At 43.7% G+C, this 13,932-nt stretch carries 8 protein-coding genes; all 8 read left to right on the forward strand.

Annotated features, from left to right (window positions below; genetic code table 11):
• Positions 1-23: 23 nt before the first annotated feature.
• Positions 24-2,453 carry a beta-glucosidase gene (locus tag J2Y03_RS17255; RefSeq protein WP_310196081.1) on the forward strand — a complete coding sequence of 810 codons (2,430 nt, stop codon included), beginning with the start codon at positions 24-26 and terminating at the stop codon, positions 2,451-2,453.
• Positions 2,454-2,799: 346 nt separating this feature from the next.
• Entirely contained in the window at positions 2,800-4,137 is a 1,338-nt protein-coding gene (locus tag J2Y03_RS17260; protein WP_310196375.1) for a right-handed parallel beta-helix repeat-containing protein, read from the forward strand.
• A gap of 715 nt (positions 4,138-4,852) precedes the next feature.
• Positions 4,853-6,916 carry a BglG family transcription antiterminator gene (locus J2Y03_RS17265; RefSeq protein WP_310196083.1) on the forward strand — a complete coding sequence of 688 codons (2,064 nt, stop codon included), beginning with the start codon at positions 4,853-4,855 and terminating at the stop codon, positions 6,914-6,916.
• Positions 6,917-6,992: 76 nt separating this feature from the next.
• Positions 6,993-7,259 carry a phosphocarrier protein HPr gene (locus tag J2Y03_RS17270; protein WP_310196085.1) on the forward strand — a complete coding sequence of 89 codons (267 nt, stop codon included), beginning with the start codon at positions 6,993-6,995 and terminating at the stop codon, positions 7,257-7,259.
• 14 nt (positions 7,260-7,273) lie between these two features.
• Positions 7,274-8,989, forward strand: coding sequence for a phosphoenolpyruvate--protein phosphotransferase (gene ptsP, locus J2Y03_RS17275; protein WP_310196378.1), 1,716 nt, complete (start codon positions 7,274-7,276; stop codon positions 8,987-8,989).
• Between the two features lie 294 nt (positions 8,990-9,283).
• Positions 9,284-11,068 (forward strand): sensor histidine kinase, encoded by a 1,785-nt coding sequence (locus J2Y03_RS17280; protein ID WP_310196087.1) that lies wholly within the window; start codon positions 9,284-9,286, stop codon positions 11,066-11,068.
• Complete coding sequence (locus J2Y03_RS17285) at positions 11,043-11,780, forward strand: LytR/AlgR family response regulator transcription factor (RefSeq protein ID WP_310196088.1); 738 nt, start codon at positions 11,043-11,045, stop codon at positions 11,778-11,780. Before J2Y03_RS17280 ends, J2Y03_RS17285 begins: the two co-directional genes overlap by 26 nt.
• 156 nt (positions 11,781-11,936) lie before the next feature.
• Positions 11,937-13,742: a carbon starvation CstA family protein gene (locus J2Y03_RS17290; protein ID WP_310196090.1), complete on the forward strand. Its 1,806-nt coding sequence runs from the start codon at positions 11,937-11,939 to the stop codon at positions 13,740-13,742.
• The last annotated feature ends 190 nt before the right edge of the window (positions 13,743-13,932 follow it).

Genomic DNA, 13,932 nt, shown 5'->3' on the forward strand with positions numbered 1-13,932 from the left:
TAGAGCGTAAGGGAGATATTAAGATGAAAAGAATGATTTCAATTTTATTGACAGCAATACTCTTCATGTCTACGTTAGTAATGCCTACAAATGCGCAGGAAGGTGGAACGCAAGGGACCAAGCCCTGGATGAACACCAAACTTTCTGCTGAGGAGCGTACCAAGTTGCTTCTCAATGCGATGACGCTGGACCAGAAGATCCAACAAATCGCCATCTCGCGCTTCAATGAGAACGACAAAGGTGAGACGATCGTTATTAAAAGAGGCGGTACTAACAAGTACCAGAGCGGTGTATTCCCGCCTCAGGGTACCTTGCCAGGGTGTGAGTTTCAGGACACCGGTCGGCAGATTCGTGGAATCGAGGAACTGGGTATCCCCACAGTACGAATGACCAATGGTGGTACGGGTGTGAAGGGCGGATCGTGTCATAATGACCCGGTGGCGACGGGCCTGCCGTCCACCGTGGCTATGGCCGCGACCTTCAACCGCGGGCTGAACTATGAGGCCGGTCGAATCCTCGGCCAGGAGTCACGTGCCTTCGCGCATCATGTGATGCTTGGACCTGGTATGAACCTTGTGCGTCACCCGTACGGTGGCCGGAACTATGAGTACTTCAGTGAGGACCCATACCTAACGGGTATCCTGGCGACCGAGCAGGTCAAGGGCATTCAAAAACAGGGTGTCCAGGCCCAACTCAAGCATCTAGCTGGAAACGAGCAGGAAACCGAGCGGTGGACAATGGGTGTCCAGGTTCCCTCAAGGGCCATGAATGAGCTGTACATGCTGCCATTTGAGATGACCGCTAAGAATGCTGACCCAGCTTCCGTGATGTGCTCGTTCCCTGATGTCAACGGCACCTATGCCTGTGACAGCCCTGAACTGCTGCAAGATGCACTAAGGAAAAACTGGGGCTTCGTCGGTTACGTGATGAGTGACCGTCGCGCGATTCACAACACGGTTTCTGCCATCAAGGCGGGCACGAATGTCGAGCTCGACTGGGCACCACAGTATTACACTCAAGCGACGATCAAGAAAGCCATCGACTCGGGTAAGGTGACCGAGAAAGACATTGACAATCTCCTTCGTCCGCGCTATATCAAGATGATTGAGTACGGCCACATGGATAAGCCTTTCAACAAGTTCCTACCTGAGATTGTCGATCCAATGGTCAATGGAGCTAGCGCACGAAAGATGGCCGAAGAAGGGTCCGTGCTTTTGAAAAACGATAACGGCTTCCTGCCACTGAATGGCAAGCCGAAATCAATCGCACTGATCGGAGTCGAGTGGTTCGCAGGTGAGGCCAAGATGTCCCCGCGCTCCATTGGGATAAACAACGAGAACGTCGTGACCCCTTACACGGTCACACCAAAAAAGGGTTTAGAGAATGTCATCAAGGAGCGGGGCTATGGCACCAAAGTGACGTACAACGATGGCCGTGATCCGAAGGCTGCTGCTAAGCTTGCTGCTGAGTCTGACGTCGTGCTGCTCATGATCGGCGACACCCCGGGTGAGACCGTAGACCGCGAAACACTCGGCTTCCCGGCCATTCCCCTCGACAAGGACGCGCCCCGAGAGGACTGGGTGAAGCAGGAGCCAATGATTGATGCGGTTCTGAAAGCCAATGCAAAGAAAACAGTTGTGGTCTTGAAAACTTCCGGTACGGTGCTCATGCCGTGGCTGGATAAGGTCCCTGCCGTCCTTGAAGCATGGTATCCGGGCATGGAGGATGGCAATGCCGTCGCCAATCTGCTCTACGGTAAGGTCAATCCGTCCGGCAAGCTGCCGATGACGTTCGGTGCCACTGAGCGCGAGGCCGCCTTCGCGACTGAGAAACAGTTCCCTGGAACCCGACAAGACACTGGCAAGCCAGGAGGCCCTGGCCCGTACGGTGACGGTTCCAAGCAGTTAATTGCCCAGTACACAGAGGGACTTAAGATGGGCTACCGCTGGTACGAGGCCAACAAAGTGAAGCCTGTCTTCCCATTTGGTTATGGCCTGTCGTACACGACCTTTAAGTATGACGACCTCAAGGTGAAGAGTGTCCGCGGTGAAGGAGGGGGCCCAGGAACACCGAAGGGTAAAGGAAAAAAAGACTTGTCTGGTATTGATGTGTCCTTCACCATCACAAACACCGGTAAAGTTGCCGGCAAAGAAGCGGCACAGGTCTATTTGACCCTGCCGGACAAGGCGGGACAGCCTGCCAAGCGGCTTGTCAACTTCGAGAAGGTTGATCTTAAGCCCGGTGAGAGCAAGCGAGTGAATCTGCGGATTAACAAGGCAGACTCTAATCACCCGTTCTCCTATTTCATTCCGAAAGACCCGGATAACCTGGCGAACTGGGCTAACGGCGAGTGGGCTACCGCTAAGGGAAAATACCGCGTGCATGTCGGGGGTTCCTCAGCAGACACCCCATTAGTAAAGGATGTCCCGTTGAACTTCAAAGGTAATCGATAGGCCTTTGACCATGGGATAACGTCGGCAACCGGGGAGGAATCGTCTGGCATTCCGAAGACAGTGAGCCCGCGTGCTCGGTGAATCAAGCCGAGACCCGCGGGCTCATTGCTTTTTTCGACACCTTCATGGAAGATGAATGAGTTAAGGAAGGACGTGAGAAGTATATATGAAGGAATCTGTTCAAAGAAGCAGGCGAGATCCGGCACATTTGTGGTGTGTAGCCCTTTGCCTGATGGTCCTTTTGACCGCATGTACCGCCCGAGAATCGGAAGGGCCGGTCGGGAGAGACGCCGTGGAACCCGCCCCGTCCGCGCCTGGGCACGGCGACTGGCAGGACCCCGGGTTGGTGGACCGGTCCGGCGCGTCAATCAAGGTGCCGACTCCGGGTCCGGCGACTGGCAGGACCCTGGACGTCACGCAATTCGGGGCAGATCCGGACCCGGACTCACACGACGACGCAGCAGCCATCAGGAAGGCCCTGGAGGCGGCCGAACCGGGTGACGAGGTCGTGCTTCCGGCCGGCACGTATGACCTGCGCTCCACTGACCCGGCAGACGAGTCGGCGAATATTGTGTTGCGCAGCGGCGTGGACCTGCGCGGCGAGGGCCAGGAGCGCACCGTGTTGCTGACCTCCTTCGACGGTGAGGATGACAGCCGGGTGATTCGCGGCTCCGGCGTCCACGATGTCATTGTCGCTGACTTCACCATTACCTCCCGTCATGAGGGGGCGCTCGGTGACGACCCTGAAGACGGCGACACAGGTGGCGGCCCGATGTACGGGATCTACCTCGGAGCCCACAAAGGGAAGGCCAGCTCCCGGATCCTGGTGGAGAACCTGGGGATCCGCAGGTTCGAGCGCCACGGGATATCCGTCAAGGCCAGTCGTGAAGTGACCCTATCTGGAAACTATGTAAGTGAGGCAACTGCTGTTGGCCCCGGCGGACAAGGCTACGGCATCGCTATCGAGGGTTCAGCTGACCAGCATGACCCGGATGCCGCCAACGATTCCCGGCACAATGTCGTCATCGACAATACCTTCGATGGCAGGCATTTGCGGCACGCCATTCTGCTGCAGTTCCCCACTCACAATAATCTCGTGGCGGAGAACACCATCACCGGCAGCCTCCTCGATGCCATCGACCTGCACGGCGAGGGTGAATACCTGAACGAGGTCCGGGACAACACGGTCATCGGCGGGCAGCAGGCGGGCATCGCTCTAGGCAATCCAGGCGGGTCCAAGAACAAGCACGATGCTTCAGGACCTGGAAACTGGGTGCACTCCAACGACCTGATCGGAAACCGTCTGGGAGTCCTGGTCATCCTGGGAACTCCTGACACTCTCATTGAGGAAAACAGGATCACCGCCGGGGAGAATTCGAAGGCCGGCATCGAGGTCCGTAATGCGCCGGGCACGGAATTGCACGGTAACCACATCACTGGAAGGACTGACGGGTTCTGGGCCATCCGGCTCAGAGAGGATCGCGGTACTGACGGACGGGGCAAAGGAATCCCCACAGGCATTAGGATCGTGGGCAACACTATTCGACAGGCCGCCAACGGCGTCAGGATCGATGCAGGGGAGAACCTCTGCATGGTCGAAAACGTTATCGACGGCATCAACGGAGCCGAGCTGAGGGTGGTCAAAGGGATCAAGATGAGCCGGTCGACCCAGCATTGTCCCTAATCGACAAAATGTTTAAAAAGACTTACAATTCGTAAAGTACTAGCAAAATTATAGGTAAATTCACAAGAATAACACGGACACACTAATAGGGTGGGTCCGTGTTAGATTTCAATAAAGAGTTCTTCAATATGTTGAATTAGGTTACTTTCCTTCGACAAGAAATTTACTAGAAAACAGGTAAAAGTTCATTTTTTAAAAGGGTTCAAAGCACTTTTAATTAAACGTTTAGTTGGTAGAACAACCTGTAGAGATTTGTAAGGAAATGTAATTTGCTAGTTTTCATTGTCAGTTTTAAAGATTATTACCAAAAATCACAACTTGAAAAGACAAACTTCTATCCTGAAAATAATTAAAATATCTATAACTAAAGGGAATATCATATCCAAATACAATAAAACCTTCCATACTTGCATATGGAAGGTTTTTTAGCATGCTTATTTTTAGTAAACAAAAAGGGACCGGTTTTGCGCCGTTTTTCTTATTTTGGAGCAGTAAAACTATAGTGGATGATTGGTTGTCCATCCATAACTTCAATTTGATTAGCAAACACAATGGAAAGGGGCTTCTTAAAGTGATAAACTACTCTCATTAAATAAAGACTTGTCTCATTTGAAGTTCAGCGCAATTTTGTAAGTTTACCCGTACATCTTTTGTTCCCAATTGGTAAACAAAATGAAAGCGGTTTATATTATCCTAATAATAGGAGGTCAAGCCAATGATGTTTGATAAACGTCCCTCGCTTTTATTGGATTATTTTTTAAAAGTGAAGAGTATTAATATGAATCAGATTATGGAGGCCACTCAATTAACCAAACGTCAAATATCCTATGACCTGGATAAAGTTAATCATTGGCTGAAGGAGGAAGAACTCCCCACCATACAATTCAAAGGGAACCATTCTATTGTAGTGCCTGATGAAGTTGTGGAATATTTTCGCAATACGGAGATAAATCGTCATGAACACGATTTCGTTTTTTCCGAAGAAGAACGCTTGGCAGTTATCTGCCTTTATTTGTTTATGCGAAATGATACCATTTCATCCTTTCATCTAACCCAGCTTTTACAGGTTAGTAAGAATACGGTGATTTCCGATATTAAAAAGGCAAATCAGATAAATTGCCCTTTCTTGGTGGAAATCCGGTATTCACGAAAATCTGGCTATCATCTGGTTGGATCAGAGATCGACAAAAGAGCTCTTGTCATGCACTACATATCTCGAATGATTCAAGTCCCTTACTTTGAAAAACTGTTGGATTATCTAGTAAAAGAAGAAACTAGAAAAATTGATTATCGTGGAATCGTAAACATTCTTAAACAAATTGAAAAGCAGTTTTCCCTTAATTTTGTAGAAGAACGTTTAAATCAATTAGCCAATTTTTTGATTTTTTATTATTACCGGCAGCAGAAAAAAAAGTTCGTCCAATTTCACTCAGATGAAATGGCTCTATTAAAAAAAGATCCAATGCATAAGGTGGCTATCAGGTTATGTCAACTCCTCCAACTAGAGGAAGAGGAATCGGAGTTATGTTACTTAACGATTCAATTTCTTGGTTTATCTTTTGAAAAAAGTTCTGCCCCCAACAGTGAACAGGATTTATTATTTAAACTTTGTCAGCAGCTAGTCTTTGATTTTGAGACCAAGGCCTGCATTGTTTTTGAAAAAAGGGATGAAGTTGTCCATACGTTGTACCAGCATTTTAAGCCTGCCTTTTTTCGGATGAAGTATCGGATTCCTGTTGTAAATCCACTTCTTAATCAAATTAAGAGTGAGCATAAAGAGCTATACATGATTGTGAAGGAAATACTGCATCCGATTGGAACATTGTTGAAAATCACCATCCCTGAGGAGGAAATAGGTTTTGTTACAATCCACTTTGGAGCTTTGTTAGAAAGACCAAAGCAGGAGATGCCGGAAAAGAAGAAAGCAATCGTAGTTTGTCCAAGCGGCATTAGTTCTTCATTAATGGTGAAGCACCAGCTGGAATCACTTTTTTCAGAGATTATGGTTGAAAAAACCTTATCATTACGAGAATTTCAGGAGGGTACAGTTGACCATTATGATTTAGTATTTTCGACAGTAAGGCTAGAGACAAAACTTCCTTGTTTTTACGTGAAGCCAATTATGACACCAAATGAAAAGCATAATTTAGTCAACGAAGTTTATCACCTGCTGTTTGGCACACAATATCATGATATTTCCTTGAAAGAACTGATTCAAATCATTGGACAGTTCACTACTATTTATGATGAAGAAGGGTTAAAAAAGGAATTAGGTCACTTAACATTTTTTAAAAAAGAAAACGCTTATAAGGAAAAACAGCCGTTATTAGAAGATTTATTACAAGCAGAAACCATTCAGGTAATCGAAGAGGTTTTTGATTGGAAAGAAGCTGTAAGACAAGCAGCAAATCCCCTTCTGATAAACGGGAGTATTGCAGCATCCTATATTGAGGCGATGATTGAAAATATTGAGACGCTAGGTCCATATGTCGTCATTGGTCCGGAAGTAGCAATTCCGCATGCTCGTCCGGAAAAGGGAGTTAATCGGATTGGGATGAGTTTTTTGAAGCTTAAAAAACCGGTTTACTTTTTAAACAACCATGATTATCCGGTTCGATTGCTGTTTTGTATTGCAGCGACTGATAATACCACACATCTAAAGGCACTTTCGCAATTGACAGAACTGCTCAATGAAGAAAACAGCATTGGAATTTTAAAAGAATTAGAGTCGATTGAAGAAATTAAAACATTCTTTAGCCAAAACCCCACAATTGACTGAACGGCCGTTCCTGGGAAGCTGGCTAAAGAATAGCAAAAATAACTCATAATCTAAAACTGAAGGAGCTTGATTTAATATGGTAAGCAAAACGTTCACAATTATAGATGCAACAGGGATCCATGCACGCCCAGCTACAATTCTAGTATCAGCAGCAAGTAAATTTGATGCTGAAATCAAGTTAGAATATAACGGGAAATCAGTAAACCTAAAATCCATTATGGGCGTTATGTCCTTAGGGATACCAAAAGGTGCAGTAATCAAAATATCGGCTGAGGGCTCTGATGAAGAGGAAGCACTACGTGTATTAGAAGATACTCTAAAAAGTGCAGGTCTTGCAGAATGAATACGAATGAAGTTTTGACAAAAGAAATTTCAGGAATTGCTGCATCAAACGGGATTGCGATTGCAAAAGCCTTTCGCTTAGAAAATCAAGAGTTGAAAGTAGAAAAAAAGGCAGTCACAAATGTTGATCAAGAAGTTGTACGCTTTGAACAGGCGCTTGAGTCTTCTAAGAGAGAGCTTGAGAAAATCAAAGAGCATGCCTCCCAGACAATTGGCGAGGATAAGGCCGAAATTTTTGAAGCCCATCTGCTTGTTCTAAATGATCCCGAACTAATTAGTCAAATTAAAGATAAAATTCAAGCCCAACACTTCAATGCAGAGTTTGCATTACAAGAGGTGGTAGACATGTTCGTATCTATGTTTGAAGCCTTAGATAACGAATATATGAGAGAACGGGCAGCCGACATTCGCGATGTGGCCAAGCGAATATTATCCCATCTTTTAGGGGTGACAATCCCAAACCCAAGTTTGATTTCTGAAGAGGTTATTATTATTGCAGAGGATTTAACTCCTTCTGATACTGCTCAATTAAACCGTCAGTTTGTCAAAGGATTTACAACAAATATCGGTGGCCGTACCTCCCATTCAGCGATTATGGCCCGTTCCATGGAAATTCCAGCAGTAGTGGGAACAAAAACAGTCATGGCTGAAATTGAAAATGGTGATGTTGTGATTCTAGATGGTTTGGATGGGAAAGTAATTGTCAATCCAACTGATGAGGAAGTCAAAGAATATAACGCCAAAAAGGATGCCTATGAAGAGCAAAAGGCCGAGTGGGCCAAGCTAGTCCATGAGCAGACTACAACAAAAGATGGGGAGCATGTTGAACTCGCTGCCAATATTGGTAATCCGGAGGATCTCAAGGGAGTACTCGAAAATGGCGGCGAAGGTGTTGGCTTATACCGCACGGAGTTTTTATATATGGGGCGCACTCAGCTTCCAACCGAAGAGGAGCAATTTGCTGCATTTAAAGCGGTATTAGAGGGAATGGAAGGTAAGCCTGTCGTAATTCGCACTCTTGATATCGGTGGAGATAAAGAACTGCCGTATTTAGACCTGCCTAAGGAAATGAATCCATTCCTGGGATTCCGGGCGATTCGCTTATGCTTAGAAATGCAGGATATGTTCCGAGTCCAGCTTCGTGCCTTGCTGCGAGCAAGCATTTATGGAAATCTAAAAATCATGTTTCCGATGATTGCCACACTTGATGAGTTCCGTTCGGCAAAAGCACTTCTTGAACAAGAAAAGCAAAAGCTTTTGTCTGAAGGCCAACAGGTAGCTGGGAAAATCGAGCTGGGAATCATGGTGGAAATTCCTTCTACTGCAATTTTAGCTGATCAATTTGCGAAAGAAGTGGATTTTTTCAGCATTGGTACAAATGATTTAATTCAATATACAATGGCTGCAGATCGTATGAACCAACGTGTTTCCTATCTATATCAGCCATACAGCCCGTCGATTTTAAGATTGGTTAAAATGGTGATTGATGCTGCGCATGCTGAAGGCAAATGGGCAGGTATGTGCGGTGAAATGGCAGGAGACGAAACAGCCATTCCACTTCTATTAGGCCTGGGACTTGATGAGTTCTCAATGAGTGCAACATCTATCTTAAAGGCACGCTCCCAAATTCTTCGTCTTTCTAAAACAGAAATGAAGAACTTAGCAGAAAAAGCCCTACAAATGAAAACAACAGATGAAGTAATCGAGGCTGTAAAGGAAACTATTAAATAGAGACGGCTATAAAAAATGATTATTAATGGGGTAGATACGACCTGAGTCCTTTATAGATATGGACTTAGGTTTTTTTATTTCCATTAAAAACGTTATCAAACGTTTAATAGACTTCAAATTTTGCGGATCGCCTTCTACTCGATAATAGTGATAGGTTGATAGAGTATTTCTAAAATTATGTTAAAATAAAATCGATTGTCATTTCTAGGTCAAAAAGATCTAATAAAAAGGTGGATGGCACGAGGTTCTGCCTGCAACCTAATATAAGTGTTAGAAAATAAAGGTTGGGTGAAAATGTTTAATTTAGCAGCATTAATGCTTGAAAAGGTTGGAATCATTGTCATTGTTGCTTATTTGCTTTCGCAAATGAAATCATTTCGTCATATTATTCAAACCGAGCACAAGACAAATGAGAGAATCCTGCTTATTTTACTTTTTGGTGCCTTCGGAATCATTAGTAATTATACAGGGATTGAAGTTCATCATAATTCCATTAATAGAGCGGAGTGGCTTTCTGATTTAGAACAAGAGAGCGCGCTGGCAAATACAAGAGTAATGGGGGTTGTCATTGGAGGAGTGCTTGGAGGCCCGATAGTTGGTGTTGGTGCGGGATTGGTTGCTGGAGTCCATCGTTACACGCTTGGCGGTTTCACCGCATTTGCTTGCGCAATTTCTACTATCATAGCTGGAATTATCGCAGGTTACTTTGGAAAAAAAAGAATACAGACGGGGAAACCAATTACTGCTAGATTTGCTGTAATGATAGGCATGATAATGGAATCCGTACAGATGTTACTCATCCTTGTTATTGCTAAACCGTTTGAACAAGCTTGGAGTCTTGTACAGTTCATTAGCTTCCCGATGATATTCGGCAATGGATTAGGTACATTGCTGTTTATGTTCATTATAAGCGCAATTAAACGTGATAAAGAACTTACCCGTGCAAATCAAACAAACCAGGCTTTTCTTATTGCCGATCAAACTTTGCCATATTTTCGACAAGGCTTAAATCTCCATTCCTGCAGGGAAATAGCGGAAATTATGCTGAAACTAACCGAGGCTAATGCGGTTTCAATTACAGATGAACATCAAGTTCTAGCCCATGTCGGCGCTGCGTCAGATCACCATATCCCAAAGTCAAAACCGGAGACCGGTTTGACAAAAAAAGTGCTCGAATACGGCAAGATTTCAGTTGCAAGATCGAAGAAAGAAATTCTCTGTATTCATAATGATTGTTCTTTAGAAGCCGCCATTGTGCTGCCGTTAAGGGTTAAAAATAAAATCGTCGGTACATTAAAAATGTACTATACTAAGCCTGAAAAATTAGATAGGGTGCAGCAGGAATTAGCGGAGGGACTTGCTAATCTATTTTCTACACAGTTGGAGCTTGCAGAAGCAGAAAGACAAACGAAGCTATTGAAAGATGCAGAGATTAAAGCCTTACAGGCACAAATCCACCCGCACTTTTTATTTAATAGTATCAATACCATCTCAGCACTTTGCCGTACAGACGCAGATAAAGCTCGTAAATTACTGTTGGAGCTCAGTTCATTTTTTCGTGGAAATCTTCAAGGAGCCAGGCAGATGCTCCTCCCGCTGGAGAAGGAATTGACGAATGTCAGGGCTTACCTATCATTGGAACAGACCCGTTTTCCAAATAAGTACTTCATCGATTTTCAAATTGAACCAGGTATCGAAAAGGTACTGATTCCGCCGTTTACCCTGCAGCCAATAGTAGAAAACGCGATTCATTATGGCTTTCCTCGAAGCAAATCTGAAGGAATAATCACCATTCGGATTTTTTCCGAAAAGAATCAATTGAAAATAATTGTTGCGGATAATGGAAGAGGCATTCCTGATGAGAGGATAGAAGTGCTCGGTAAGCAACTTGTAAATTCTAAAAAAGGAAATGGCACAGCTATTTTTAATATAAATGAACGTCTTAAAGGAATTTATAATGGTAAAGCCTGTTTAACGATAAAAAGTCAAGTGGACCATGGAACAACAGTAAGTATTTCCATTCCGCTCGACTCTAAAGGAGTTTTTGATCAAAATGCTGAAAGCTTACATAGTGGATGATGAACCATTAGCAAGAGATGAATTAAAATACTTGCTGATTCGCAGCAAACAGGTGGGCGTATTAGGTGAAAGTGATTGTATTGAGGATGCCGCAGCAGATATTTTTAAGCTAAAACCAGATCTTGTCTTTTTAGATATTGAACTAGCTGAAGATAGCGGATTGGAGTTAGCAAGGCAATTAGAAAACCTTAATCCAGCTCCAGCGATTGTTTTTGCGACAGCTTACGATGAGTTTGCACTAAAAGCTTTTGAATTAGATGCGGTGGATTATATATTAAAACCCTTCGATGAAGAACGAATCGGAAAAACATTGGAAAAAATCAAAAAGATGCAAAAAATAGGGGATCAGGATCTTCCCATTTATTCCCCTATGAAAAACAACCAAAATGAAAAAATTGCTGTCCCTGTCGAGGATAGAATTATTTTATTAACCAATGCTGACATTGTCTATTTAGAATCCAGTGAGGGTAAGTGCACGATCGAAACAATGGACCAAAAGTACAAAGTAAGTGAGGCACTCGTTGTATTAGAGAAAAAGTTACATAACACCAAATTTTTTCGTGTCCACCGCAGTTTCATTGTAAATATCGATCATATCGTAGAAATAGAGCCTTGGTTTAACTCTACCTATAATTTAATCATGGGGAACGGCTCAAAAGTTCCAGTCAGCCGGACCTATGTAAAAGAATTAAAGCAGATTTTAGGATTTTAAATTTTCTGTTTTTTATTTGTCGGTTATTGTATTTCATCTGTCGGATTTTGCAATTCACCTTTCCATTTTTGCAAGTTATCTTGAAAGTGAAATAAAAACGTTTTCATTTTGTAAGATAATAATAATATATTAGAAGAAATGGAGGGGGAGTAAATAATGAATGCGATTTCAATCGTAATTGGTTCAATATGTATCCTCTTAATAGTTTATCGTTTATATGGCACCTTTATGGCTGCAAAGGTTTTGAAGCTTAATGAGTCAAAGCCGACACCTGCTCAGAAATTAGAAGATGGACAAGATTATGTACCTACAAATAAATGGGTGGTATTTGGTCACCATTTTGCTGCGATTGCTGCAGCTGGACCGTTAGTTGGTCCAATCTTGGCAGCACAATTCGGTTATTTACCTGGATTGCTTTGGCTGTTAATTGGTGCAGTCATTGGTGGAGCTGTCCATGATATGGTTGTTCTCTTTGCCTCAATGCGCAGAGACGGGAAATCTTTATCAGAAGTTGCAAAGGAAGAACTCGGCCCTGTAGCAGGATTTTGTACAGGCTTAGCGATGTTATTCATTATCACCATTACTATGGCAGGACTGTCAATGGTTGTGTTGGGCGCACTTGAAAGAAACCCATGGGGAACATTTGCAGTAGGGATCACCATTCCGATTGCAATGGGTGTTGGATTATATCATAAAAAGACAGGTAATTTAAAACTAGCTACAACTGTTGGTTTCGCTCTAATCATGGCAGCAATCCTGTGGGGACCAAATATTCAAGGTACATGGTTAGGTGATTTGTTAACACTTGAAAAAAGCACGCTTGCTCTTATTTTACCAATCTATGCATTTTTTGCTGCAGCATTACCAGTCTGGTTATTGCTTGCACCACGTGATTATTTAAGTACTTTTATGAAGATAGGGGTATTCGCAGCATTGATCGTTGGGGTATTCATTGTAAACCCAGAAGTTCAATTTCCTGCATTTACAGAATTTATTAATGGCGGTGGTCCTGTTGTTGCTGGTCCAGTTTGGCCGTTTATCTCGATTACCATTGCCTGTGGAGCAATTTCAGGATTCCACGCATTCGTTGGTTCTGGTACAACACCGAAGATGATCAGCCGTTGGAGCGACATTAAAGGAGTAGCTTTTGGTGCAATGCTTGTTGAATGTTTAGTGGCAATTATGGCTTTAATTGCTGCCATCTCGCTACAGCCAGGAGATTATTTTGCAATCAATTCATCACCTGAGAAATTCGCAACACTTGGAATGGAAACGGTTGACCTTAATGAACTAGAGGAAAAGGTAGGAATGGACCTTGAAGGAAGAACTGGTGGAGCCGTTACCCTTGCTGTAGGGATGACGCACATCTTCACAGCAGTTCCATTTTTCGCAAAATTAGCATCTTATTTCTATCAATTTGTCATTCTATTTGAAGCGGTCTTTATATTAACTGCGATTGATTCAGGAACGAGGGTTGCTCGTTATCTTATTCAAGATTTCTTGGGAGACTTTATTAAACCATTAAAACGTACTGATTCACTTGGAGCAAATATCTTTGCCAGTGCATTAGCCTGCTTCGTCTGGGGATATCTTCTTTTCTCAGGGGACATCAGTTCCGTCTGGGCGCTATTTGGTGTATCAAACCAATTAATGGCTTCTATCGGACTCATTATCGGAGCAACAGTAGTCCTCAAGATTGCTGAAAAGCGCTGGTACATGCTGACATGTCTAATCCCTCTTGCTTACCTATTTGTAACCGTAAATGTTGCAGGTTACTGGATGGTTAAAAACGTCTATTTCAATGCAGATAATGCTGGTTTCAGTGTATTAAACGGTATACTATCCATTACAATGCTCATCCTTGGTTTAGTAATTATGGTTACTTCAATAAACAAATGGATTAATCTTTGGAAGATTCCGCAACATGTATTAGTAGAACAATCGAAAAGAGAAGTAGCATAAAAAACAGCACCCATTCGACTTGATGAATGGGTGCTGTTTTTTTATAGGGGGGATCCTCATTGAAGCTTTGCGGAAACCGAAACCAGATAATTTAAGTGTAAGTTTTTCCTTGCCTCTAATCCTTTTTTGTACATAGATAGATAAATTATCGACGATAATCTCATTATCAAAAAAACAGCGTAAAACCCCT

This window comes from Neobacillus niacini, assembly GCF_031457145.1.
In the GTDB taxonomy this organism is placed as follows: domain Bacteria; phylum Bacillota; class Bacilli; order Bacillales; family Cytobacillaceae; genus Neobacillus; species Neobacillus niacini_J.